The 23,270-nt window shown below is 57.5% G+C and carries 21 protein-coding genes and 1 pseudogene; 4 read left to right on the forward strand and 18 right to left on the reverse strand.

Annotation, left to right across the window (positions count from 1 at the left end; all coding sequences use genetic code 11):
• Nucleotides 1-111: 111 nt before the first annotated feature.
• From tet to Q0X28_RS02215, 6 genes are all read right to left on the reverse strand, one after another.
• The gene (gene tet, locus Q0X28_RS02190; protein ID WP_298576054.1) at nucleotides 112-2,031 is read right to left on the reverse strand and encodes a TetM/TetW/TetO/TetS family tetracycline resistance ribosomal protection protein; all 1,920 of its coding nucleotides are present in this window, start codon (nucleotides 2,029-2,031) and stop codon (nucleotides 112-114) included.
• A 508-nt stretch (nucleotides 2,032-2,539) separates the two neighbouring features.
• Nucleotides 2,540-3,883 carry a plasmid recombination protein gene (locus tag Q0X28_RS02195; RefSeq protein ID WP_031583917.1) on the reverse strand — a complete coding sequence of 448 codons (1,344 nt, stop codon included), beginning with the start codon at nucleotides 3,881-3,883 and terminating at the stop codon, nucleotides 2,540-2,542.
• A 320-nt stretch (nucleotides 3,884-4,203) separates the two neighbouring features.
• Entirely contained in the window at nucleotides 4,204-5,358 is a 1,155-nt protein-coding gene (locus Q0X28_RS02200) for a helicase RepA family protein (RefSeq protein WP_019541683.1), read from the reverse strand.
• Nucleotides 5,359-5,365: 7 nt separating this feature from the next.
• The gene (locus Q0X28_RS02205; protein ID WP_016412726.1) at nucleotides 5,366-5,686 is read right to left on the reverse strand and encodes a plasmid mobilization protein; all 321 of its coding nucleotides are present in this window, start codon (nucleotides 5,684-5,686) and stop codon (nucleotides 5,366-5,368) included.
• A complete protein-coding gene (locus Q0X28_RS02210; RefSeq protein WP_016412725.1) occupies nucleotides 5,686-6,762 on the reverse strand; it encodes a site-specific integrase in 1,077 nt (358 codons plus the stop codon). The genes Q0X28_RS02205 and Q0X28_RS02210 overlap by 1 nt, the downstream gene beginning before the upstream one ends.
• Complete coding sequence (locus tag Q0X28_RS02215; RefSeq protein ID WP_016412724.1) at nucleotides 6,763-6,951, reverse strand: AlpA family transcriptional regulator; 189 nt, start codon at nucleotides 6,949-6,951, stop codon at nucleotides 6,763-6,765.
• Nucleotides 6,952-7,140: 189 nt separating this feature from the next.
• Here Q0X28_RS02215 and Q0X28_RS02220 point away from each other — a divergent pair, with 189 nt between their 5' ends.
• Complete coding sequence (locus tag Q0X28_RS02220; protein WP_016412723.1) at nucleotides 7,141-7,674, forward strand: helix-turn-helix domain-containing protein; 534 nt, start codon at nucleotides 7,141-7,143, stop codon at nucleotides 7,672-7,674.
• Nucleotides 7,675-7,884: 210 nt separating this feature from the next.
• Here Q0X28_RS02220 and guaA read toward each other — a convergent pair whose 3' ends face one another.
• Genes guaA through guaB form a run of 3 tightly spaced genes read right to left on the reverse strand, consistent with a single transcriptional unit; the run spans nucleotide 7,885 to nucleotide 12,213 of the window.
• Entirely contained in the window at nucleotides 7,885-9,468 is a 1,584-nt protein-coding gene (gene guaA / locus Q0X28_RS02225; RefSeq protein ID WP_298576071.1) for a glutamine-hydrolyzing GMP synthase, read from the reverse strand.
• Nucleotides 9,469-9,501: 33 nt separating this feature from the next.
• Nucleotides 9,502-10,662, reverse strand: coding sequence for a GuaB3 family IMP dehydrogenase-related protein (locus tag Q0X28_RS02230; protein ID WP_298576074.1), 1,161 nt, complete (start codon nucleotides 10,660-10,662; stop codon nucleotides 9,502-9,504).
• An 18-nt stretch (nucleotides 10,663-10,680) separates the two neighbouring features.
• Nucleotides 10,681-12,213 (reverse strand): IMP dehydrogenase, encoded by a 1,533-nt coding sequence (guaB, locus tag Q0X28_RS02235; protein WP_298576077.1) that lies wholly within the window; start codon nucleotides 12,211-12,213, stop codon nucleotides 10,681-10,683.
• A 124-nt stretch (nucleotides 12,214-12,337) separates the two neighbouring features.
• Between guaB and Q0X28_RS02240 the strand changes: the two genes are divergently transcribed.
• Nucleotides 12,338-12,748, forward strand: coding sequence for a DUF5319 family protein (locus Q0X28_RS02240; protein WP_298576080.1), 411 nt, complete (start codon nucleotides 12,338-12,340; stop codon nucleotides 12,746-12,748).
• A gap of 42 nt (nucleotides 12,749-12,790) precedes the next feature.
• Here the strand turns inward: Q0X28_RS02240 and Q0X28_RS02245 are convergent, their stop codons facing one another.
• The 5 genes and pseudogenes from Q0X28_RS02245 to groES form a co-directional block, all read right to left on the reverse strand.
• On the reverse strand, nucleotides 12,791-13,813 hold the full coding sequence (locus tag Q0X28_RS02245; RefSeq protein ID WP_296238963.1) for a hypothetical protein: 1,023 nt from the start codon (nucleotides 13,811-13,813) through the stop codon (nucleotides 12,791-12,793).
• Between the two features lie 137 nt (nucleotides 13,814-13,950).
• Nucleotides 13,951-14,502 (reverse strand): annotated as a pseudogene (gene shbA, locus Q0X28_RS02250) (RNA polymerase sigma factor ShbA); the annotation flags it as partial.
• Between the two features lie 103 nt (nucleotides 14,503-14,605).
• The gene (locus Q0X28_RS02255) at nucleotides 14,606-15,508 is read right to left on the reverse strand and encodes a hypothetical protein (RefSeq protein WP_298576084.1); all 903 of its coding nucleotides are present in this window, start codon (nucleotides 15,506-15,508) and stop codon (nucleotides 14,606-14,608) included.
• 207 nt (nucleotides 15,509-15,715) lie between these two features.
• The gene (gene groL, locus Q0X28_RS02260; RefSeq protein WP_298576087.1) at nucleotides 15,716-17,338 is read right to left on the reverse strand and encodes a chaperonin GroEL; all 1,623 of its coding nucleotides are present in this window, start codon (nucleotides 17,336-17,338) and stop codon (nucleotides 15,716-15,718) included.
• Nucleotides 17,339-17,442: 104 nt separating this feature from the next.
• The gene (groES, locus tag Q0X28_RS02265; RefSeq protein ID WP_296239003.1) at nucleotides 17,443-17,742 is read right to left on the reverse strand and encodes a co-chaperone GroES; all 300 of its coding nucleotides are present in this window, start codon (nucleotides 17,740-17,742) and stop codon (nucleotides 17,443-17,445) included.
• Nucleotides 17,743-17,997: 255 nt separating this feature from the next.
• Between groES and Q0X28_RS02270 the strand changes: the two genes are divergently transcribed.
• Both Q0X28_RS02270 and Q0X28_RS02275 read left to right on the forward strand, forming a co-directional pair.
• Complete coding sequence (locus Q0X28_RS02270; protein ID WP_296238957.1) at nucleotides 17,998-18,501, forward strand: DUF4190 domain-containing protein; 504 nt, start codon at nucleotides 17,998-18,000, stop codon at nucleotides 18,499-18,501.
• 22 nt (nucleotides 18,502-18,523) lie between these two features.
• Nucleotides 18,524-18,937, forward strand: a complete 414-nt coding sequence (locus tag Q0X28_RS02275; protein ID WP_296238955.1) for a DUF4190 domain-containing protein — start codon at nucleotides 18,524-18,526, stop codon at nucleotides 18,935-18,937.
• Nucleotides 18,938-18,955: 18 nt separating this feature from the next.
• On the opposite strand, the gene tsaD is transcribed toward Q0X28_RS02275, so the two are convergent.
• The 4 genes from tsaD to alr form a co-directional block, all read right to left on the reverse strand.
• On the reverse strand, nucleotides 18,956-20,104 hold the full coding sequence (tsaD, locus tag Q0X28_RS02280; protein ID WP_298576090.1) for a tRNA (adenosine(37)-N6)-threonylcarbamoyltransferase complex transferase subunit TsaD: 1,149 nt from the start codon (nucleotides 20,102-20,104) through the stop codon (nucleotides 18,956-18,958).
• 63 nt (nucleotides 20,105-20,167) lie between these two features.
• Nucleotides 20,168-20,704, reverse strand: a complete 537-nt coding sequence (locus Q0X28_RS02285) for a GNAT family N-acetyltransferase (protein WP_296238951.1) — start codon at nucleotides 20,702-20,704, stop codon at nucleotides 20,168-20,170.
• A 4-nt stretch (nucleotides 20,705-20,708) separates the two neighbouring features.
• Nucleotides 20,709-21,530, reverse strand: coding sequence for a tRNA (adenosine(37)-N6)-threonylcarbamoyltransferase complex dimerization subunit type 1 TsaB (gene tsaB, locus Q0X28_RS02290; RefSeq protein WP_296238949.1), 822 nt, complete (start codon nucleotides 21,528-21,530; stop codon nucleotides 20,709-20,711).
• A 30-nt stretch (nucleotides 21,531-21,560) separates the two neighbouring features.
• On the reverse strand, nucleotides 21,561-23,261 hold the full coding sequence (gene alr, locus Q0X28_RS02295) for an alanine racemase (RefSeq protein ID WP_296238948.1): 1,701 nt from the start codon (nucleotides 23,259-23,261) through the stop codon (nucleotides 21,561-21,563).
• Nucleotides 23,262-23,270 lie beyond the last annotated feature (9 nt).

Consider the following 23,270-nt stretch of genomic DNA (forward strand, 5'->3'; position numbering starts at 1 on the left):
TATCGGTGGTGATAACGGGGGGTAGCAGGGTTGTTGTTTTCTCTGGTGGTTTACAACTACATTTTACCACGAAAGGCAGGGAAATGCAATAACCATCCTTGCTGTGGCGTATCAAGGAATCTTACTGAACATATGGCGCACCTTATCCAAACGGCTGTTTGGACGACGGGGCTGGATGACTGGCTCGCCGACAGTGGCCTGATACCCTTTCAGTTCCGTCAGGCACACGCTCCGCCCGTTGGTGTAAAAGGCCAAATCAGTACGGTATGCCTGTATGCAACGGGCGGGAATCTCGCCAGTAAAGACAACTTCATCCTTTTTTATCTGGGCCGTTTCGATGGTGGCACAGTATTTCGGCGCATCATGATAAGCCCTGGAAAGGTATTCCTGGGGCGCATAGAGGGTGAAGGAGAGATAAGGTTCCAGCAACTGCGTCCCAGATTTCTTCAATGCCTGTTCCAATACAATCGGGGCCAATGAGCGGAAGTCCGCCGGCGTACTGACCGGGCTATAGTAAAGTCCATATTCAAAGCAAATCTTACAGTCCGTTACGTTCCAGCCACACAAGCCTTGCCCCAAACCGTAACGGATACCATCCATGACAGCGTTTTGAAAACTCTGGTTCAGGTATCCCAGGGAAACCCGGCTCTCGTATTTTACACCGGAGCCAAGCGGGAGCGGTGTAACAGACAGTCCGATAGATGCCCAAAACGGGTTAGGCGGCACCTCGATATGGATGGTGTGACTGGCCACTTTGAGCGGCCGCTCTAAATAAATGACGGCGGGTTCCTTCACTGCTGTTTCAATCTTGTATTTTTCCGTCAGCAAAGCGGAAACAACCTCCAACTGCATCCGACCCAAAAAAGAAAGAATGATCTCATGGGTGGTGGAATCCACCTCGTAGTGCAAAAGCGGGTCAGTATCCGCAATTTGCGTAAGAGCGTCCAGCAACCGGTCTCTTTGCTCTGCCGTTTTTGGCGTAATCGTCGTCCGCAGCATAGGGAAGGGAACATCACTCCACATTTCACGAGGAAGTTGGGTTTTGTCCCCCAATATATCGTTTAATCTCAAGCTGTCGCTGGGAAGGATGACAATTTCGCCCTTATGGGCGGTATCTGTCCGAACAATCTCCCCTTTGGATGGAATACGCATCTCTGTGATTTTCAGCTTTTCTCTCCCGGCCAGGGCCACCGTATCCCGCAGGCGCAGCGTTCCGCTGTATAGCCGTAGATAGACACGCCGCTGGCCGCAATCTGTATACTCCACCTTGAAAACGCTGCCGCATAGGGCGGCGCTCCCCTGTTCCCCAATCGGTTGGAACAGCCCTGTCACCGCATCCATCAACGGTTGAATGCCAAGGCCCTTTTTGGCGCTGCCATAATAGACCGGGAACAGGGAGGCGTCTTGAACCCGCCGCTGTTCCTCCCGCACAAGTTTTTCCCGGCTGATTGGTTCTCCTGCGATATACTTTTCCAATAATTTATCGTTATTTTCGATGACCGCATCCCATGCTTCTATGTCGGTATTTTCCTCCAGGACTATTTCCGGGGACAGCGACACCGTCTGCTTGATGATAATATCGGCGGAGAGCTTATCCCGAACAGACTGAACCACGCTCTGCAAATCAACGCCAGCCTGGTCGATCTTGTTGATAAAGATAACGGTGGGAATGTTCATTTTCCGCAGGGCATGGAACAGAATACGGGTCTGGGCCTGCACGCCATCTTTAGCGGAGATCACCAAGATGGCCCCATCTAAAACAGCCAAAGAGCGGTACACCTCCGCCAAAAAATCCATGTGGCCGGGCGTATCCACAATGTTGACTTTACATCTGTGCCACTGGAAGGAAGTGACTGCCGCTTGAATGGTAATCCCACGCTGCCGCTCCAAAAACAAGGTGTCCGTCCTCGTTGTCCCTTTTTCGACGCTCCCTGGTTCTGAAATGGCTCCACTGGCATATAGCAGACTCTCCGTCAAGGTCGTCTTTCCAGCGTCTACATGGGCAAGAATCCCGATATTGATAATGTTCATGTCTATCCTCCATACAAGGCCCAAAAGGGCGCAAAAATCCCCAGCGGCAAATACTTTTACCGCTGGGGATCATGACTTCGGATACATAGAAACGCATTCAGCTAACATGAGCCGTTATCCGTCACGATATTTGATAAAAAGGCAAAAGCATTCTTAAATTGGGTACAAAAACCAAGCCCCTGCAAGGGGCAATTATTTTTGTGCCCATTATCAAATTTTATTTAAGAATACCTTGCCGCATGTTGAATAGACTCCTCAAATCAGGATGACAGCAGTATAGCATAGCACACTCTAAAATGCAAGAAGTTTTTACCCGCTGTCCCAAATAAATCAGGAGGGCATTCACCGGGACACCCTCCGATTTGGGGCCTCATGCGCAAATAATTTCTGTGTCCACGATTTCCGCCGCACACGCCCGAATATTGTTAGTCCCTCTGCAACTCATACCACAGACCGTTGCCCTCGTCAAAGATGTACTTTTCCATGAAATTACCTCCATTTTTTGTGATTATCGTGCGCCTACCCTCATTTTTGACCTTGCACCCCATTTCCGCTCCTTTTCGACCTGTTCCTGCTGGTAAGCTGCCTCCAGTATCCTGTCCGCCTGTTCCGGGCCAATGGCCCGTCTGACCCGCTCATAGTCCCTGACTTGCCCTTTCAAGCCGTCCCTCTCGGCACAAACCTCATAAATCCTGGCTGACAGGGAGCCGTTCTTACTGACCTCACGATCATAGGCGCTCTGCAACCGCTCAAACTTGCTCTTGAGGTCGAAGTAGGCCCGGTAGACGGAGCGCAGCACCTTGACGATCTTCTCCCAAAGGGGCTTGGCCTTTTTCTCCCGGTAGGACTTGGCCGATTCCAGCGGCCCCGCCTCCGGCAGCGTCCGCTCCGGGTCGTCGGAGAAGTCCGCCGCCAGTTTCTCCATGCCCTTGAGCAAGGGCGCTACATCGTCCAGCTTAGCCCTGGCCTGGGCCGCTTTCTTCTCAGCTGATGCTGCCTCCTTATTCTTTTTGTCGGCCTCAACCTGGGCCAGCGCCGACACCTCTTGAAGCTGTGCAAGCCGTTCCTGCTCACGCTCCGTCTTGAACTGCGTAACAGTCAAATGTTCTTCGGAACTACCACGTTCCCCACGCTCTACATCGTCATAGCCAGCGGAGCGCATATGCTCAAAGAAATCATCTTGCAGGACACTGTACGACTTTCGTAGAACGGGTTTGCCCTTAGCTGTGCGTAACGGCTCCCCGGTGGTTTCGTCCAGAATGGGCTTGGACGCCCACTTCTTGCTCATGCTCACCTGCATGATCGTTTCCTTGACCTTGCCCACCAGGGACTTGTCCTTGCACCGCTTTGTCCAGCGTATCTCCTTCTCCACTACCGGGATATAAACCACATGGAGGTGGTAGTGGTACACGTCCTCCCCCAGCGCCTCGGACATGGCCCGGTTGCGCTCGTCAGCGTGCATGACCGCCGACAAAATATACTGCTCTCCGCCCACGATTTTGATTGCGGCTTTGTATGCTTCGGTGTAAAATTGTTTTGCAAAGTCATAGCCGCCGTGGTTGTAGAAGTAAGCGGAGTTTACGTCAAAGACCAGCTCACCATATCGAAAGGCATCCTCCTTGATACCACGAGTGGAAATCACGCCATCAGCCTCCATTCGAGCAAACATCTCTCGATACCCGGCAGACGGGGTTTTGAAATGGACATTGAGCGGCGTCCGCTCCAGTACAATGTCCTGATTGACATAGGAATCCTTCTCACGCTCGTTGTGCTGCTGGGTGTTACCGATCTTGGTTTCGGTCAGCCTCATATTTCTTGCGTTGGTACGGTCAATACCGTCGCCTCTCGCCATAGGCAAAAATCCTCCTGTTTCAGATGTTGGGTTGTTGAAAGAGGACGGGGGTTCGGGGGAGGCACTTCCTGCGGGAAGTGTAATAACCTACTATGACACTTTCATCCCTTCGGTCTGCAAAGTGTCGTGGGCTCTCCGAGGGGGTGTGGGGGCTTTGCCCCCGGCAACTGCGGTTGCCTCCCCCAGCAGGGCCGCCCTTTGAAAAGGGCACCCTGCACCCCGCCTAAACTTTGCTGCTCCCCGTGACAGCCGTGACGACCGTGACGATGTTTCAGACACCGCCGCCACTCTCAAAAAAGCCGTCACAGCCGTCACGGTCGTCACGCCTGGGACGGTTCCAGCGTCAGGCTGATACTTCTCCCGGCGTGGCTCCTGCTGTTCTCATAGCGGATGTGGTAGTCTGTCAGCAGCTTCCCGGCCCGGACGTTTAGCCGCATCGCCAGGGCGTTGGGCTTCATGTCAGTCTGGAGCGCCGCTACCAGCTCGGTGGCCGTACCACCCCAGGTCGGCTTCTCCACCGTCACAAGGGCGGCTATGGCCTCCAGCACCGGGTCGGGCGGCTCTGTCCATGCCTCCGTTTCCGTACGCTCCAGCGTCCATATCAGCCGTTCCTTGTCCTTGGTAAGATAGAATCGCTGGTCTTGCTGGTCACGCCCGGCCACGTCCAGAACGGCGCTGCCGTCTGTCCGCTTCTCCTTTTGAAGAAGAAAGGCCCCGTCCGCCGCTCCGAGCAGGCCGTTGGTGCCGGAAATCATATCGAACTTATCATCGGCCTGTTGTTTGCGGGTGTGATGTACCAGCAGGAGGCAGACGCCGCAATCATCGGCAAGGCGTTTCAGTTTCCCCACCACTTCGTAATCATTGGCATAGCTGTACTTATCCCCGCCAGCCTCCCGGATTTTCTGGAGAGTGTCAATGATAATCAGCTTGGTGTTCGGGTGTTCCCGGACGAACTTCTTTAGCTGTTCCTCCAGGCCAACGCCAAGCTGTTTGGCGTAGACCGCAAAGAGCAGATTGTCGGTGCCCTCTGTGCCGAACATTCGGTATAGCCGCCCCTGCAAGCGGCGGTGGTCGTCCTCCAACGCCAGGTAGAGGACAGTCCCCTTGTGAACAGGATAGCCCCACAGGGGGAGGCCCATGCTGACATGGTAGGCAAGCTGAGCCATCAGGAACGACTTGCCCACCTTGGGCGCTCCCGCAAAGAGGTATGTCCCAGGGTAGAGCAGACCGTCAATGACGGGCGGTCTGCTCTGGTAGATGTTCTGGTAAAGGTCGTTCATAGAAACCGTGTGGAGGTAGGCCGGGTCGCTCATGCGCCGCATATCTCGGAGCATTTCTTCCAAACTTTCCTCTTGGGGGTTGTTTTCAGCCGTTTCCTCTGCTATACTTTTGGCAGTTGTTTGTGAAATGGGCTGTTCCCCGTCTGTTGGCGCAGACGGAACCGGGACAGTCCTTTTCGTTTCTCTGGAATCCATCAATCTATCAATCCTCCTTCATGCCGCCCATGATAGCGGCGATCATCCGAATGGTGTCCAGCAGCTCGCTGTCCACGTTGGCCCCGTCCCTGATCCGCCACAGCTCGGCCAGCACAGTGGCCAGTTCGTCCCGCAGGGCCTTATACACCCTGGGATTGCCCTGCACTACCACGTCCCGGCACAGGAGCCGCTTGGTGATGTAGTCTTGCTTCGTCAGGCCAGAGAGCCGCACAGCGGCGTCGATCTGCTCGTTTTCCTCCGGGGATACCCGGAAGGCCACGGTCTTGTTCCTCCAGCGGTTGTGAGTGTCCAAATTCTTAGCTGACATTACGCTCCCATCCTTTCAAAGTCCAGTTTGTCCGCCATCTCCGTCTGCTTGGACGGAAACAGGTGGGCGTAGCGGTAGGTGATCTCGATACTCTCATGCCCCACGCGGTCAGCAATCGCCACAGCGGAGAAGCCCATGTCAATCAGAAGTGAGATGTGCGAATGCCGGAGGTCGTGGATTCTGATACGCTTGACCCCTGCCGACTTCGCCCCTCTGTCCATCTCATGGTGGAGATAGCTTTTCGTGATGGTGAAAATGCGCTCCTTCTTCTTGATGCCGTAGAGCATCCCCAGGTAGTCCTTCATCTCGTCACAGAGGAAGTTGGGCATTTTAATGGTGCGGTTGCTTTTCTTCGTCTTTGGCGTGGTAATGACGTCCTTGCCGTGGAGCCGCTGATAGGACTTGCTGATTTTCACCGTCCCGGCCTCAAAGTCAAAGTCTGCCGGGGTCAGGGCCAGCAGTTCCCCCTCCCGAATACCACACCAGTAGAGCATTTCAAAGGCGTAGTAGGAAACGGGCTTGTCCATCATGGCGTCCGCAAACTTCTGGTACTCCGCTTTCGTCCAGAACAGCATTTCCTTCCGTTCCTCTGACCCCATGTTTCCAGCCTTGGCGGCGGGATTGGAGCGCAGCTCATAGAAGCGGACGGCGTGATTGAAGATGGCGCTAAGCTGGTTGTGCAGGGTTTTGAGATAGGTAGCCGAATAGGGCTTGCGCTTCTCGTCCCGGTAGGCCAGCAACTCGTTCTGCCATGCGATCACGTCCTTGGTGGTGATCTCGCTAATCTTCCGCTTGCCAAAGTAGGGCAGAATTTTCTTCTGGATGATGTTCTCCTTGGTCAGCCAGGTGTTCTCCTTGAGCCGGGGTTTCACATCCTTGGTGTAAAGCTCGGTAAAGGCTTCAAAGGTCATATCCAGGTCGCCGGAGGTCTGCATCTGGAAACTGCGCTCCCACTCCTGGGCCTCCCGTTTGGTGGCAAAGCCACGCTTGCACTTCTGTTTGCGCTCCCCCGTCCAGTCCTGATACCGCACCATGACGTACCATGTTCCTCTTGCTTCGTCCTTAAAGACTGGCATTTAGTTCCCTTCCTTTCTGGCCCCGTAGAGCCGTTCGTTGAAATACTGGCGGTTGACCCGCCCTGCGATGGTGATGAAGCCCTTGTCCTTCAATTCTTCGTTGAGCTGCCGGATGAGTTTATAGGCGTAGGGCTTCGATACACCCAGCTCGTCCGCAACTTCTTCCGCCCGGATGAATCTGTTCTCCATATGGATTCCTCCTTTCTTTTGATTTAACGCTATTTGCTTAACGTAGTCCTATTATACTAACTCTATTCCGTTATGTCAAGACCTTCCAACGAGAAAATATAAACAAATTTATTTATTTTTCTCTTGACTGGTCTAAACATATCTGTTATACTTCAAGTGTCCCCATTACATAGATTGGAGTTGGCAGTTATGGCGATTGGTGAACGTATTCGTTTCTTCCGCAACATGAAGGGCATCACACAGAAGTATCTTGGCATGGTGGTGGGTTTCCCGGAACGCTCCGCCGATGTGCGTATGGCACAGTATGAAACCGGGAGCCGCACCCCCAAGGCCGACCTGACAAAGACACTGGCTGACTTCTTTGATATTTCCCCTGATGCCCTGACCGTCCCTGACATAGATACCGACATCGGCCTGATGCACACCCTCTTTGCTTTGGAGGATATTCGGGGGCTGACTATTGGGGAGATTGACGGCGAGGTTTGTCTGCGTCTGGACAAATCCAAAGGCAAGACCTATACCAATATGCTTGATATGCTGTCCGCCTGGGCGGAGCAGGCCAAGAAGCTGGAGGCCGGGGAGATCACCAGGGAAGACTATGACCGCTGGCGGTACAACTACCCCAAGTACGACACCACTCACCGCTGGGCCAAAGTCCCCTCCAAAGAGTTGAGCGATTTTCTGGTAGAAGCGTTCCGGGACAGGCTTGACATAGACGAATAGACAGCAAAAGCCCTTACCGACGTTGCCATCGGTAAGGGCTTTCTAATATGGTTGTCCTCACTTATAAGCCGTAAAAAAGCATTCTTTACCCGCAATCCAGTGGGAATATAGAATGATACGGTATATGGGGAGCGTTATCAAATCGTTATCAAAAGAGAGATATAAAACCGTAAAATCGTTGTGCCACAACGGGTTCGGAGTTTCAAAAAATCACTCCCACTCGATAGTTCCCGGCGGCTTGGACGTGCAGTCCAACACCACCCGGTTGATCTCCGGCACCTCATTGGTGATGCGGGTGGAGATACGCTCAAGCACGTCGTAGGGGATACGTGTCCAGTCGGCGGTCATCGCGTCCTCGGAGCTCACCGGGCGGAGCACAATGGGATGCCCATAAGTACGATGGTCGCCCTGTACGCCTACAGAGTGGACGTCTGCTAGTAACACCACCGGGCACTGCCAGATCTCGTTATCGAGCCCGGCGTTGGTGAGTTCGGTGCGGGCAATCTCGTCTGCTGCCCGGAGGATCTCCAGACGCTCGCGGGTGACGGCTCCGACGATGCGAATACCCAGACCAGGGCCGGGGAACGGCTGGCGGCCCACAATGACCTCCGGCAGCCCCAATTCGCGGCCCACTGCACGCACCTCATCTTTGAAGAGCAGACGGAGCGGCTCACACAGGGTGAACTCGAGGTCTTCTGGCAGCCCGCCCACGTTGTGGTGGGACTTAATGTTGGCGGTACCCGCACCGCCACCGGATTCCACCACATCCGGGTAGAGCGTACCTTGTACCAGGAAGTCTACGGTGGCGCCTTCCGCGGCGCTCTCGCCAAGGACCTCGCTAACGGCATCTTCGAAGGACCGGATGAAGAGCCGGCCGATTGTCTTGCGCTTCGCTTCTGGATCGGTGACGCCATCGAGCTCCGTAAGGAACTTATCGACAGCATCGATGGTGACGAGTCGGGCACCGGTAGCAGCAACGAAGTCCTGCTGCACCTGTTCCTTTTCACCTGCCCGCAGCAGACCGTGGTCGACGAACACGCAGGTCAAGTGATCGCCAATGGCGCGCTGCACGAGCGCTGCCGCCACCGCGGAATCCACGCCACCAGATAGGCCACAGATGGCCCGGCTAGTGCTGCCAATCTGTTCTTTCACCTGGGCAACCAGCTGGTCCACAATGTTTTCCGTGGTCCAATCCTGGGAGAGACCGGCCACCTTGGTGAGGAAGTTGACGAGCACTTCCTGACCATGCGGGGAGTGCATAACTTCGGGGTGGTACTGCACACCGGCAATACGGCGTTCCGTGTCTTCGAACGCCGCGACCGGAGCTCCCGGTGTAGAGGCGGTGACGGTGCAGCCAGCCGGTGCCTCCAGGACGGCGTCACCGTGGCTCATCCATACCTTGTGCTCCGCTTCTAAGCCACCGTGGAGGATGCCACCCAAGCCGGCAGGAGTGTCCTGTAGGCTCATCTCGGTGCGACCATACTCGCGGTCACCAGTGTTGGACACCACTCCGCCGAGGTTCTTGGCAAGGAACTGGAAGCCGTAGCAGATACCAAAGACGGGGACACCCATCTCTAGCACTGCCGGATCCATAGTGGGGGCACCATCCGCATAGACGGAGGCGGGGCCGCCGGACAGCACAATGGCTGCCGGGTTCTTGGCCTGGAATTCCGCCAGGGTAGCGGTGTGCGGAATGACCTCAGAGTAGATCTTGGCCTCGCGGATGCGACGGGCGATCAGCTGAGAGTATTGCGCGCCGAAGTCGACAACGAGGACAGGCTGCGGAGTGCTCAACGTACGTCTCTTTTCTGGGGGTCGCGGAACTCGTTAGTGGACGGTCAGTTCGACGCGCTGGAATTCCTTCAGCGACGTGTAACCACACTTGGCCATTGAGCGACGGAGGCCTCCGGCCAGGTCACAGGTACCAAAAGGCTCAGACGACGGACCGTGCAGTACAACCTCCAGGGAGGGGCCTTCATAGTCTTCGTCATCTGCTTCGTAGTCGACTATCAGCGGGACGACGGCGCCACGCGGGTTGGCAGGGTGGCCGGCCACGATCGGCCAGTACACACCCTTACCGGCGGCTTCCTGAGCCTGGGCCAGCAGCGGGCCGGCCATCACGGCGTCAGCACCGCAGGCAATTGCCTTGGCGATGTCGCCGGAGAAGTTCACGTCGCCGTTAGCGATAACGTGCACGTAGCGGCCGCCGGATTCTTCCATGTAGTCGCGGCGAGCAGCTGCAGCATCGGCGATAGCGGTCGCCATCGCAACGTTAATGCCCAGCACCTCGCCGGTGGTGGTGATGCCTTCAGTAGCACCGTAGCCCACGACGATACCGGCCGCACCAGCGCGCATCAGGTGCATGGCGGTGTGGTAGTTAACGCAGCCGCCGACAACCACCGGAATATCGGTGCCGCGCACCAGTTCCTTAATGTCGAGAGGCAGTTCCTCGCCTTCCCACACGTACTGGGCAGACACCATAGTGCCCTGCACGAAGAGGATATCCATACCAGCCTGTACCAGCAGTGGACCAAGCTCGCGGGCATGCTGTGGGGAAACGCGGACAGCTGTCACCACACCAGCATCATGAATCTTCTTCACCGCGGCGACGAGGAGTTCTTCCTTGATGGGTTCACGGCTCAGCTCCTGCAGAAGAGACACTGCCATGGAAGGATCATCAGATTCGAGGGCAGCCTTGCGGACCTCGGCGATCTTTTCCTCGGCATTCTCCCAACGAGCCCACAAGCCTTCCGCGTTAAAGACACCGAGGCCGCCGTTCTTGCCCATCTCGATAACGAACTCAGGGGAGGCGAGAGCGTCCGAGGCGTCAGCAACGAAGGGAACGTCAAACTGGTAGGCGTCCATTCGCCAGTCCAGAGACACCTCGCGGTGGCTGCAGAGAGGACGAGAGGGCACCAGGCTGATGTCTTCCAATTCATAAGTGCGAACGGCCTCGCGGCCAATTCCGATTTCTACGACGTCACGCATAGCTTTGTCGTCTCCTTCTTAACGAATCTGATAGTTGGGAGCAGCCACAGTCTGCTGTATGTCATGCGGGTGGCTTTCCCGGAGACCAGCGGCAGTGATCTGAACGAACTGTGCATCGTGAAGATCCGCGATGCTGTGAGAACCGGTGTAGCCCATGGCAGCACGCAGGCCACCCACCAGCTGGTGCAGGACACTCTCCAGCGGGCCTTGCAGCGGAATTCGGCCTTCGATACCTTCCGGCACCAGCTTCTCCTCCGCCAGTACGTCATCCTGGAAGTAGCGGTCCTTGGAGTACGAACGCTTCTCACCAGTGAGGCCACGGCCTTGCATCGCGCCTAGGGAGCCCATGCCGCGGTAGGTCTTGAACTGCTTGCCGTTGATGACCATGATTTCGCCCGGGGCTTCCGGCGTACCTGCCAGCATCGAACCAAGCATGACGGCATTGGCGCCGGCCGCAATAGCCTTGGCGATATCACCCGAGTACTGCATACCGCCGTCGGCGATAATCGGCACGCCCGCCTTATGAGCTGCCGCGGAGGCTTCCATGATGGCGGTAATCTGCGGAGCACCCACACCGGCTACCACGCGAGTAGTGCAGATGGAGCCGGGGCCGATACCGACCTTGATGGCGTCTGCGCCAGCATCGATCATGGCTTGGGCAGCCGCACGGGTGGCCAAGTTACCGCCGATCACCTGTACACGATCCCCGAATTCCTTCTTCACCCGCGACACCATCTCGAGGGCACGGTTGTTGTGGGCGTGAGCGGTGTCGACCACCAGCACGTCCACGCCGGCATCAACGAGGGCATGAGCACGGTGCCAGGAATCCTCATTGGTCCCGATACCAGCACCGACGCGAAGGCGGCCGTCATCGTCCTTGGTGGCATTGGGATACTGCTCAGTTTTGACGAAGTCCTTGACGGTGATGAGGCCCGTCAGCTTGTTGGTGCTGTCGACAATGGGGAGCTTTTCAATCTTGTTGCGGCGCAGCAGGTTGAGGGCGGCCTCGCCAGTGACGCCCTCATGCGCCACAACCAGTGGCATAGGGGTCATGATGTCCCCCACCTTGGTATTGAGGTCAACTTCGAAGCGCATGTCGCGGTTGGTGCAGATACCGACAAGCTTGCCATCATCATCGACAACGGGAAGGCCAGAGATACGGAAACGGGCGCACAGATCATCAACTTCTTTGATGGTCATGTCGGCAGTACAGGTGACAGGATCGGTGACCATGCCAGCTTCGGAGCGCTTCACAGTCTCAACCTGGGCGGCCTGCGACTCGACAGAGAGGTTGCGGTGGAGGATACCGAGACCACCATTGCGAGCCATAGCGATCGCCATACGGGATTCCGTCACCGTGTCCATGGCGGCGGAAAGAATCGGAACGTGGAGCCGAATTTCACGGGTGAGCTGAGTAGACGTGTTCACACCAGAGGGAATGACATTAGATTCTGCGGGGAGCAGCAAAACGTCGTCGAAGGTCAACCCGACCATCGCGACCTTATCGGGATTGTCCCCACCCGTAGTTACCGTGTTCCGAAAAAGCGCCATGGTGCCTCCTGAAAACTCTCATCAAGCGTTCTAGCTCCTAAGAATACCCGCCCAGGTGGTGAACTACGAAGTGAAAGCTGATGGTTCTCCAGCGGGGCGGAGAAAACCGAACTAACGTGAGGTTATGGGCACGCCACCTGCACCATTGGAGCTACCGCCGGACCCGTTCCTCGGGCCCGACGACCCAGCTGCTGTGCTCGTCCCAGCCCTCCCCTGCGAGCACCCCGCCGCCCTCACCCCCACCGAAAGCGCTGAAGCGTGTGAAGAACTCGAAGATATCCGTCTCTTCCAAGCGATTCTGGCTCCCCACGGCATCCGTGGCATTGTCGAGTTCTGCGACGATTGCCAGGATGTTCACTACTTTGACTGGGAGATCCTCCTAGCCATCTACGAGCAACTTCTCACGGAAGGCTCGAGTCAACCACACGAACCACTCATCAACGCAGATCCCACCGAATATGTCACCTGGGACTACTGCCGCGGGTATTGCGACCATGTGCGTTTTCAAGCCCCTAACCCCTTCCGCGCGTCCTAACCTAACCTCGCGGTAGCCGGAAAAGCGGGTACTCCCTGCTAACTAGCGCAGTGATATAAGCAGCGAGAGGGGTTCATCCAGAGGGGGCACCGTCGGGGGATGTGGAGACTGCACATGCGAGGAGTGCGCACTACCAGCGGAACTCTTCTCACTCGAGGAGGAGCCGGTGGGGTTATCCGTCACGGAGGTCGACTTCTCCGTCACTGATGAATCGTCCTCCGCAGACTCCGCATCGGATACCTTCGTGCTTTCTGACGCGGAGGTATCATCCGTATTCTTCCCCTCCACAGAGGTGCTCGGGGTGCGCTCTGAGGGGGGCGTGCTATGAGGAGCCTTCTTGGACCCCTTCACCTGCGCCTCATCTCCGGCTCCGCTGACCTCCTTGCGTGTGGCATCCAGCCGCTTCTGCACATCGACGCGGCGAGATTCTGCCCCAATACCGTCAATCTTAGTTTGTACCCGGTCAAGAACTCGGAGCGCTTCCTGGTCTTGGCCGGAATCCGCCAAGGAGCGGGCGCGGTCGATGTCCTGGTTCAGATACGTCGCCAGCTCAATGTCATTCGCATTGCTGGTGAACAGCGCACGGTTAACCGACCACAGTGGGTCGTTAAGACCGGCTGACTGAATAGCGATGGTGAGGCCACCTGCTGCCAGAATGAGGAAGGCAGCTGCACCGGAAACGGCCCGCACGGCCTCCCGGCGCCACGAGGAGAAACGGGGGTGCTTACGAATATCCACCACGGTGCCATCTGTATCATCGGCAACGGCGTCACCGTTGTGAGCAGCCGGCTGCGGTGTGGGAATGTCGTCGGAGAGACCTAGCAGAGAATCGAGCGTGGGGGTGGGAGGAATCGGGGCAGCTCCAATAGTGCCGCGCCAGTCTGTGAAAAGCGAGGTGAGCTCTGGTGCTACGTCATCGCGCCCAGTGGGGGTTTGTCCTGCGGCAAGGAAGTCGAAGTAGCGATCCGCTGCCCGAAGGGCTAACAAATCGTCGTCGCCCGTCATTGCGGGCTGCGCTGGTGCCGTCGTCGATTTCGACTGTGGGGTGGTGCGATCGTGCTCCATTACTCTCCTCCTTTCCTGCTATGGGGAGCGCTCTCAGAGGTGGTAGAGCTCTCCGGTGTAGTGGTTTCGGCTGCCGGGGCAGCAGCTGCGATTGCTGCTTCCTCAGCGTCCCGTGCGGCACGACGCCGACGGTCATACTCCTTCCGAAGCTTGGCGAGGGCCCGGTACTGTGCGACACGGACGGCGCCCGGGGTGGACTGCAGTACTGCTGCTGTTTCAGCCGCGGACATGCCGACAATGACACGTAGACGGATAATTTCACGCGCTGATGGGGAGAGTGTGTTGAGGAGATCCTCCACCTCGGCAGAACTCTCGTTGTGCAGCGCTAGAGTTTCCGGTCCTTCGCCTTCATCAGGGATGTCGGCGTTGTCATCTAGAACATCGTTGGGATGTCGGAAAGCGTTACGCTTTGCATCCGCAACTTTATGGGCAGCAATTCCGTACACGAAGGCCATAAAGGGGTAACCCTGCTCCTGATACTTGGGAAGCCCAGTGACCACTGCCAGACAGATCTCTTGGGCAACGTCATCGGCTGCCGCATATCCCGGTGCGGCCCACGTAATACGTGCACGGCAATAGGACACAATGGCGGGGAAAATCTCCCGCAACAACTCATTTGTGGCGGCAGCATCACCTTCGCGGGCGGCTACCACCAAGGGTGCCAGGCGATCGTCGGCAGCTGCAGCCACTGTCTGTCCTCCACAGATTAGGGGGCTAGGCGCGTGGTTGGCCCAGCACAAGCTTATGAGAGCACCCTAAACTATCGCTCCCATACTGTCACAATAGTGGAGTTTACTGGAGAGAAGCGGCTGCCCCGCGCTCGACCAGCTCTTTTTCTAGCTCCTCGCGGGTATCATCCCAGCGTGTTGCCTCTTCACTACCATCCCCGGCAAGATCACGAAGCAGCATGGAAGCTGCCCACTGAAGTGGCACGAATCCTTCATCCTGTGCTTCCTGGTACGCACGTTCGGCTTTCTTCACTGCCGCCACTGTGTCCGTCCCCGACCAGGCTGCCGCATCGATAAGCAGCGACTTCACATGGTGGCGTGCGGAAAACCACTCCCCTGACAGTTCAGCGCCCTGCAGCGCGCAGGCCTGTGCGTGCTCCCAACGGCCTTCTGCAATAGCCACTTCGGTACTCACCCACGCGTGGCGAATCACTACCCGCGGAGTGTTAAGCCCGCAGTAACCCCACATGGAATTCGTAGGATCCTCCCCAACGGCAGTCTCTATCTCGGGCGGGAAACTCATCTCGTGAAGGGCGACAAGCACCTCATCCCCCTTGTCGACAAAGGTTCGGGCATTGCTAGAGACGTCCTTGCCCAGGCTATCTGCGGCACGTCCTGAGGTGGCATCTGCGAGGGCCAAAAGCCGAAGGTAAGCTGCCGTTTCTACCTCCATGCAGCCTTTCTCGCTGGGAAGTTCTTGGGCCAGTAGTTCAATAGCCTTATCGTCCAACGTGGCCGCAATGGCGTGGTTTCCCATTTGCCGCTGCCACGAAGCTTGGGAGGACAAGCAAAGGGAGGCCAGCAGGTATCCATCTGGGGAGGGTAGTTTCTGACAGTCTTCCATGACGGAGGACAACTGTTCGGTCGCCGCCCCGTAGTAGCCTAATCCGGCTGCTTCCACGGCATTCCACCAGCGTTGTGCGCACTGCCAGGTCGGTTTGGTGAGCTGTGAACTCTGCGAGGGCATTCTTTCTCCTTATGGGTAGCCGGCCTCTGGACCAACTAACTCTGTTGGTTCTCAGGCTACCCGCTTTGCAGTGACGGCTGGAGAAATTTCTCAACCCCGCTGCGTTGTCCGTGCTCGGGCTGCAACTGTGGGGCAGCCCGTCGACAAACAACTAGCGGGGTTGAGGGTAGCAACGATATTTAAGGTGTGATGGGCGGGACTACCGGTCTAGTGGTGATGGTGTCCGGCGTGTGCGCCATTCTCTTCACCAGCCGCCTTCGGCTTATCCACCACCGAGATTTCGGTGGTGAGCACCATACGGCCGACCGAGGCAGCGTTGGTGACGGCAGAACGTGTCACCATCACCGGATCGATAACACCGGCTTCCAGCAAGTTTCCGAAAGTACGGGTGGCAGCGTTATAGCCTTCACCCGGCTGCATCTCCTGTACCTTGCTGAGAACTACGGCACCGTCTTCACCAGCATTCTTGGCAATCCAGTAGAGAGGCGAGTTCAGCGACTTGGCGAGAATACGGGCACCCAGTGCCACGTCACCGTCGAGAGTCTCTGCAAACTCTGCCACCTGCGTTGCCAACTGGGTCAGCGTGGAGCCACCGCCGGCAATAATGCCTTCCTTAACGGCAGCTTGGGCGGCATGGATAGCATCATCAACACGCATCATGCGTTCCGTCACTTCTGCTTCCGTGGAGCCACCCACCTTGATGAGGGCAACGCCACCAGACATCTTGGTGAGGCGTTCCTTCATCTTGTTCTTGTCCCACTCGGACGAGTAGTTCTCGATCTCGGTGCGAAGCTGGCGGCGACGCTCTTCGACAGCCTCAGGGGTTCCGGCGCCATCCACGATCAGAGTGCTCTTCTTGGTGACAGTGACGCGCTTTGCACTCCCAAGGATTTCCAGGCCGGAATCTGCCAGGTTCACGCCGGTGTCAGGGTCGACAACCGTGGCGCCGGTGACAGCTGCCATGTCGTGCATGAAGCCGACGCGGCGTTCGCCAAAGTAGGGAGCCTTCACCGCAACAACCTTGAGGGTCTTGCGGAGGGCGTTCATCGCTAGCGCAGCCAAAGCTTCATCTTCTACATCTTCTGCGATGATGAGGAGCGAGCGTTTAGTAGCCAATACTTTTTCCAGCATGGGCAACAGGACGGGCAGCGAGCTCAGCTTGTTGCGGTGAATGAGGATGTAGGGATCCTCAAGTTCCGCGCGGGCTGCTTCATAGTCGGTGATGAAGCTGGGGGAAATGTAACCTTTGTCGAATTCCAGGCCTTCGGTGAGCACGATTTCCGTCTCGGTGGTCTGGCTTTCATCGACGCTGATCACACCATCGCGACCGACGATCTCCATGCCGCGAGCGACCATGGCACCGATTTCCTCGTCGCGAGAGGATACGGTGGCGACATTGCGAATCTCGTCATTGGTTTCCACCGGAGTGGCGACCTGGGCAAGGAGCTCTTCGGTCTTGTCGGCAGCCAGTTTGATACCCTTGGACAGGTCCATGGGATTCGCACCGGCAACGACGTTACGCAGGCCCTCATGCATGAGGTGCTGAGCGATGACGGTTGCGGTAGTAGTGCCGTCACCAGCAATGTCGTTGGTCTTGGTAGCAACAGCTTTCACCAGCTGTGCCCCGAGATTCTCGAATGGTTCGGAGAGATCGATCTCACGGGCGATAGTGACGCCGTCGTTCACGATCTGTGGCAGTCCAATGGGCTTTTGCAGCACCACGTGACGACCGCGCGGGCCCAGCGTCACTTTGACAGTATCGGCGAGCTGGTCGACACCGTGGAGGAGGCTGGTGCGGGCGTCCTGGTGGAAAGCAATGAGCTTAGGCACTGAATGACTTCCTCACGATATAGTTCCGCAGGCACTCACAGCTGGAGCACCAGCCTGGTGAGTGTCCTGCGGAAACTGTGGTTTATGTGGTGATGGGGCTGACGTTACTTGGTGACGACAGCGAGCAGATCACGAGAGGACAGGATGAGGTATTCCTCACCGTCGTACTTGATTTCAGTTCCGCCGTACTTGCTGTACAGGACGATGTCGCCTTCCTTGACGTCGAGCGGAATGCGGCGTTCGCCGTCTTCATCCCAGCGGCCGGGGCCGACTGCCACGACGGTTGCCTCGAGCGGCTTTTCCTTAGCGGAATCCGGAATCACCAGACCGGAAGCGGTGGTGGTCTCAGCCTCGATGGCTTGAACGAGAATCTTGTCCTCGAGCGGCTTAATTTTCGCCACGATGACCCTCCATAAGATCAATCAGTAGTTCAACGTTATGCGCTAGGAGCACGCTAACCGTCGCGGGTAGCTAGCACGCTCAGTGCTAATTAGCACTCTACATTCATGAGTGCCAGCCTTCAACATCTTTCGGGGCAAGAACTCGGCATAATCCCCCACAATCCCTCCTGCACGAGCCCAACGGAAAATAACTAATCTGGGAACTTATTCGCGCCCCACGACGTTGTGCCTAATGAACATCGTCATGCGAGGAGAAAAATGGCAGAGGATACCTCCTTCCCTGAGAATGCATACCCACTTGCCCCAACGACGGAACTACCTCCCATCGGTACCTATGGCACTCCTATAGGGTCCGTCCCCAGTGGTTCCGCACCGCTGGGCCCTTCTTCCATCACTGGTAACGTTCCCCCCACTGACACCTATCCTCTCCCTCCGATCCCCGCTCCCGGTCCAGCATTCGATCCTGTTATGTACGGCCAGCCGCTACAACCAGCAACTAACAGCCTTACGGTAGCCTCATTCGCGCTAGCTCTCATCAGCTGGATCGTGCCGCTATTCTTCCTCGTCGGATCCATCCCCGCCGTCATCTGTGGTCACATCGGCCTGAAGCAAGTACGAGAAACCCAGGAATCAGGCCGTTCCCTCGCAATTGCTGGATTAGTCTTGGGCTATATCCCTATTGCTGCCATTATTCTTGTATTGGCAATTGGTGCGATTACTAGTACAGCTATTTCGATTTTCGGTTTAACGATCCAACTTTAACGTGACCTACTAGAGGACCCCCATGTACTACAACGATCCGTACTCCAACGGAACCTATGGAGACAGCGCTTACCCTCCATACCCCCAGACAACAAACCTCAATGCGGGTTACCCTGCCCCCTACCCGCCAGCTTCGCGCCCCACCAATAGTTTGGCGATTGCTTCCTTCGTCTTGGCGATGCTGTGCTTCTTCATCATTACGACCATTCCCTCGATCATTTGTGGTCACATCGCGTTGTCCCAAATCAAGAAAGATGGATCTGAAGGCAAAGGCCTTGCCATCGCCGGCTTGGTCATCAGTTATCTCGCGATTGCCGCCATCGTAGTGGTGGTCGTCATGCTGTTCTTCGTTGCTGGCGTTGTTGGCGTGGTGGGGTCGTCAACCGGCACAGGCGGAAGCTACGCCATGGCACTGACGCCGCTCCTGCAGATCTAAACAGTCCTCCTGCAGACACTAGCCTTGCACTAGCGACACCTCAACAGGCAGACCCGGGTCCGCTGCGCACGTCAGCGGAGTCGGGTCAGCCCCATTTGCAATCAAATAACTCGCCGCAGCTGCAATCATGGCCCCATTGTCAGTGCAATAATGCGGGCTGGGAACACGCAACGTAATACCCGCTTGTGCACAGCGTTCGGCAGCCAGCTCCCGCAGCCGCGAGTTCGCAGCCACACCCCCACCCACAATCAGCGTATCCGCCCCAGTATCCTGGCAAGCCCGTAGAGCTTTCGCGGTCAACACATCCGCAACTGCCTCCTGGAAGCTCGCGCACAAGTCGGCCGCATCCACCGTCTCCCCCGCCGCTTCAACCGACTCCACATGCCGCGCCACTGCAGTCTTCAAACCGGAGAACGAGAAGTTATAACGATCATCCTGCTGCCGCATCATGCCACGAGGGAACGCAATCGCCTGCGGATTACCCTCTTTCGCCAAAGCATCAATAAGCGGGCCCCCCGGATACCCCAGCCCCAGCAGACGCGCCACCTTATCGTAGGCTTCGCCAGCAGCGTCATCCACCGTCGTCCCCATTTCTTCCATTGGCTCATAGAGGCTCCGCACCCGCAACAACTGGGTATGGCCACCCGACACCAACAAAGCAATCGCATTCGTCGCCGCCCCATGTTGGAAAGCATCCACTGCCACATGGCCCGCCAAATGGTTCACCCCGTAGAACGGCACACCCCACCCAGCAGCGTAAGCTTTGGCAGCCGCAGCCCCCACCAACAATGCGCCGGCCAAACCCGGCCCCACCGTCGCCGCCACCATATCGGGCTTCTCGATAGCAGCCTCCGCTAATGCGGCATGCATCGTCGGTACTAGCGCCTCCAAGTGTGCACGGGAGGCAATCTCCGGCACCACACCCCCAAAACGGCGATGTTCCTCCATCGACGACGCCACCTGATCAGCAATGAGCTCAACCAGCGGGGGTTCTCCCTCCCGGGGAGTCACACGGGCAATACCAACGCCGGTCTCATCGCAGGAACTCTCCAGACCCAGCACCGTGAACGAATCGCCCGGGGCACACTGGGTGAGGTCAACATTGGACGTCACCTCACGTGGCGAAACTGCGTCACGGGCAGCTGAAATCATCAGGTCGTTCATCACTCTCTGCTCCTTTGAGGAAGTCATTTCCACTGGTGTGTAGTGCAGGTCTACTAGGCCGCTGGGCTATCTCTCGGGAGGAAGTGGTGGACGGCGCATGACGAGAGCGTCCGTCCCAATCGGCTGGTAGTAATTTGGACGAATACCAACCACTTCGAAACTGCACGACTTGTACAGGTTAATCGCCCGCTCGTTGTCGGCACGAACCTCCAAAAAGACTGTCCCCTGCTCCGTCCCCTCCAACAATGCCGAGAACAACGCACGACCCCAGCCGCAGCTCTGCACCTTCGGACTTACCGCTATCGTCAGCACCTCGTATTCCGGAAAATCCCCTGGCGCGCCACGCTGACCGCAACCCGCAAAGCCTACCAACTGGCCTGGTTCGAGCGGTGGCTCAATATCAATCTGTGCCTCCGCCAGATCCTCTGCGGACGCTACCCGCAGTGCCAGATAGCGGGTACCAGGTTGGCTGATTTCTTCCCGGAAAGACTGTTCGCTCCACGGACTTTCTGCAGCAAAAACTTCCGCCTCCAGCGCAGCGCAAGCGGGCGCATCCGCCAAGTAAAGCGGTCCGATACGGCAGAGACATTCACGGGTCGTCATCGTGCTAGCTTCTTTCCCCCAAGCCGGTAATGGCAGCAGACACGGGACGAGGGCGTGGTGGCACTGCATCCGGGCGACGAAGATAGAGCGGCTGGAGTGGGGCAGCAGCGGCAGCACTCAGCAACTGCTCCCGCGCCACCATCACCAGCGCTGCTGGATCGGGATACTCCACATCCACATGGGGGCATTGAAAACTGCTGCGGTACTTGCGAGTACCGGCAACACACGCAACACGGGTGACGGGAATATCATCAGGCTTATTGACAGCTGGGCCATCCAGACGCGCCGGCACCGCCCAGGCCAGCAACTGTGCAGTATCCCCCTGCGGGCCGGAATCAGCCGTCTCCAGCACCTCATCAGCCAGAATGCCCTGCAAGGAATAGGTTGCCCAATACACTTCCCGGCGGCGCGCATCCGTCACCACTAGGAGTTTCTGGGCGGCAAGCACCCTCTCATCCTGGTTCGTACGAGCCGCCAGTTCCGCCCGGCGAATCTCATCCCACGTATCGACAGCAATAGCATCCAGGCTGCACACCCCATAGACCGGAATACGCAGGGCATCGCCCAATGCGGCGGCGGTGGCCAACCCAACCCGCAGCCCAGTAAACGGTCCCGGTCCGGTACCCGCCACAATGGCGTCAACATCAGCTAAGTCAACCCCGGCGTCTGCACAACACTCCAACACATGCGGGGTGAGGAGCTCGCAGTGTGCCTTGGGGTTAATAGTGACGCGCCGCGCCAGCGTGGTAGGAAATGCTCCCTCTTCCAGGGACACCAAGCCCGCAGTGACAGCAGGGGTGGACGTATCCAAGGCGAAAACCAGCATACGGGGCATCCTTTCTAAAGAAGTTCGCGTTTAGGGAAGTTCGCGGTACGGGTCATCAACCCACCGCCAGGTAGCGTGCCGTTTATCAGAACCAGGGGAACGCGCCAAGGTAACAACCAGACTGCGCTCAACCAGACGCTCCACTACACCGCCGCCCCACTCCACGACTACAACCGAGTCAGTCAGTTCAGTATCAAGGTCCAGGGCATCAAGTTCATCAAGGAGGGCATCCCCCGCGTTGGGGCCATCCTCAATCCCGTCGAGTAGCCGGTAAGCATCCACATGCACCATACCAACTCCACCCGGGGTACCCGGCCGATGGCTTCGGGCAATCACAAACGTGGGCGAGGTGACGCGCCCCTGCACGCCCAGACCTTCGGCGATACCGCGCGCCAACACCGTCTTGCCGGCACCCAGGGCACCATCCAACACCACCACATCGCCGGCACGCAGCTGGGTGGCGAGCTCCCGGCCCAATTGGAGAGTGTCCTCCACAGTGGGCAGTTTACGCAGACCAGCGGGGCCAGCAGGGTGTGCCTCAGCACCACTAGAGGCACGCGTGGAAGTCACCGGCCGATGTTCATAGCGGCGTGTGGTGCGGCCGCCCACCGCACAAATGACCTCGTAGGGAATGGTGCCAATAAGGTTGGCCCAGTCCAGTGCAGTCAGTTCCCCACGACTACCGTCACCGAAGAGGAACGCTTCATCACCCGGGAATACTCCCCCGCCGTCAGCTCCCAAGTTGACGACAATTTGGTCCATGGAAATACGCCCCACCTCCGGGAAACGCTTCCCATTGATGGTGACCTCCAACCGGTTGGTGAGGCGACGGTCGATGCCATCGGCGTACCCGCACGGGACGATGGCGGTCACGGTATCAGCAGGGGCATGCCAGTCGTGGTTATAAGACACTCCGGCGCCCGCCGGGAAGGGTTTGGTAAGAGTGACGGCAGCCGACCAGGTGAGTGCTGGTACCAGATCGAGATCACCCAACTCCGGCATGGGTGAGATACCGTAGATGCCCAGTCCGGGGCGTGCGAGCTCAAAGCCCATCCCTCCGTGGGTAAGGAGTGCGGCAGTGTTGGCATGGTGGTTGTGGTCAAGGCGGAGCCCCGCGCGACGGCCCTGGTCAATAGCAACGCGGAGCCCCTCTGCTTGCCGATCTGTGACCGGGTTGCCGAGTTCGTCGGCGCTGGAGAAGTGGGCCATCAGACCACGAATGTGTACCATTCCGCTGGCTTCCGCCTCGCAGAAGCGGGGCAGCAGGGCGTTCCATTGCTGGCTGGTAAAGCCGGAGCGGCCCATACCGGTGTCGAGTTTGATGGTGAGGGAGGCACTAATACCGGTGTTTTTGACGGCGGTAAGAACCGCATCCAACTGCCATTCTGCGGCGACGGCGATCATGAGGTTGGCACGGAGGGCTTCTTCCACCGGTGTAGAGGGCCCCCACATCCAGAAGAGGATGGGGGCGTCAACGATACCGGCATTGCGCAGCTGCATGGCCTCTTCATAGGTGGCGCAGCCCAGTTCGACAGCTCCGGCGGCTAGGGCAGTCTTCGATACCTCGATAGCACCGTGCCCGTAGGCATCCGCCTTCACCACCGCCATGATTTGGGTATCACCAGCGAACCGTTGCATGACGCCAATATTGTGGGCAATAGCATCCAGGTTGACGGTAGCGAAAAGTTGGGTGGAGGGGGTGAGAATGGTCTCACCGGTGTATAAGGTCACAGCCTCATC

The sequence above is a fragment of the uncultured Lawsonella sp. genome (assembly GCF_947252745.1).
Lineage (GTDB): Bacteria > Actinomycetota > Actinomycetes > Mycobacteriales > Mycobacteriaceae > Lawsonella.

Bases quoted from the DNA above. Each gene is read 5' to 3' on its own strand.
- Q0X28_RS02255 (WP_298576084.1), bottom strand. From the start codon at position 15,508: ATGCCCTCGCAGAGTTCACAGCTCACCAAACCGACCTGGCAGTGCGCA.
- Q0X28_RS02205 (WP_016412726.1), bottom strand. From the start codon at position 5,686: ATGTCAGCTAAGAATTTGGACACTCACAACCGCTGGAGGAACAAGACC.
- Q0X28_RS02200 (WP_019541683.1), bottom strand. From the start codon at position 5,358: ATGGATTCCAGAGAAACGAAAAGGACTGTCCCGGTTCCGTCTGCGCCA.
- tsaB (WP_296238949.1), bottom strand. From the start codon at position 21,530: ATGCTGGTTTTCGCCTTGGATACGTCCACCCCTGCTGTCACTGCGGGC.
- Q0X28_RS02230 (WP_298576074.1), bottom strand. From the start codon at position 10,662: ATGCGTGACGTCGTAGAAATCGGAATTGGCCGCGAGGCCGTTCGCACT.
- Q0X28_RS02275 (WP_296238955.1), top strand. From the start codon at position 18,524: ATGTACTACAACGATCCGTACTCCAACGGAACCTATGGAGACAGCGCT.
- Q0X28_RS02285 (WP_296238951.1), bottom strand. From the start codon at position 20,704: ATGACGACCCGTGAATGTCTCTGCCGTATCGGACCGCTTTACTTGGCG.
- guaB (WP_298576077.1), bottom strand. From the start codon at position 12,213: ATGGCGCTTTTTCGGAACACGGTAACTACGGGTGGGGACAATCCCGAT.
- Q0X28_RS02270 (WP_296238957.1), top strand. From the start codon at position 17,998: ATGGCAGAGGATACCTCCTTCCCTGAGAATGCATACCCACTTGCCCCA.
- Q0X28_RS02195 (WP_031583917.1), bottom strand. From the start codon at position 3,883: ATGGCGAGAGGCGACGGTATTGACCGTACCAACGCAAGAAATATGAGG.
- Q0X28_RS02220 (WP_016412723.1), top strand. From the start codon at position 7,141: ATGGCGATTGGTGAACGTATTCGTTTCTTCCGCAACATGAAGGGCATC.
- Q0X28_RS02210 (WP_016412725.1), bottom strand. From the start codon at position 6,762: ATGCCAGTCTTTAAGGACGAAGCAAGAGGAACATGGTACGTCATGGTG.
- tet (WP_298576054.1), bottom strand. From the start codon at position 2,031: ATGAACATTATCAATATCGGGATTCTTGCCCATGTAGACGCTGGAAAG.
- Q0X28_RS02245 (WP_296238963.1), bottom strand. From the start codon at position 13,813: ATGGAGCACGATCGCACCACCCCACAGTCGAAATCGACGACGGCACCA.
- Q0X28_RS02215 (WP_016412724.1), bottom strand. From the start codon at position 6,951: ATGGAGAACAGATTCATCCGGGCGGAAGAAGTTGCGGACGAGCTGGGT.
- Q0X28_RS02240 (WP_298576080.1), top strand. From the start codon at position 12,338: ATGGGCACGCCACCTGCACCATTGGAGCTACCGCCGGACCCGTTCCTC.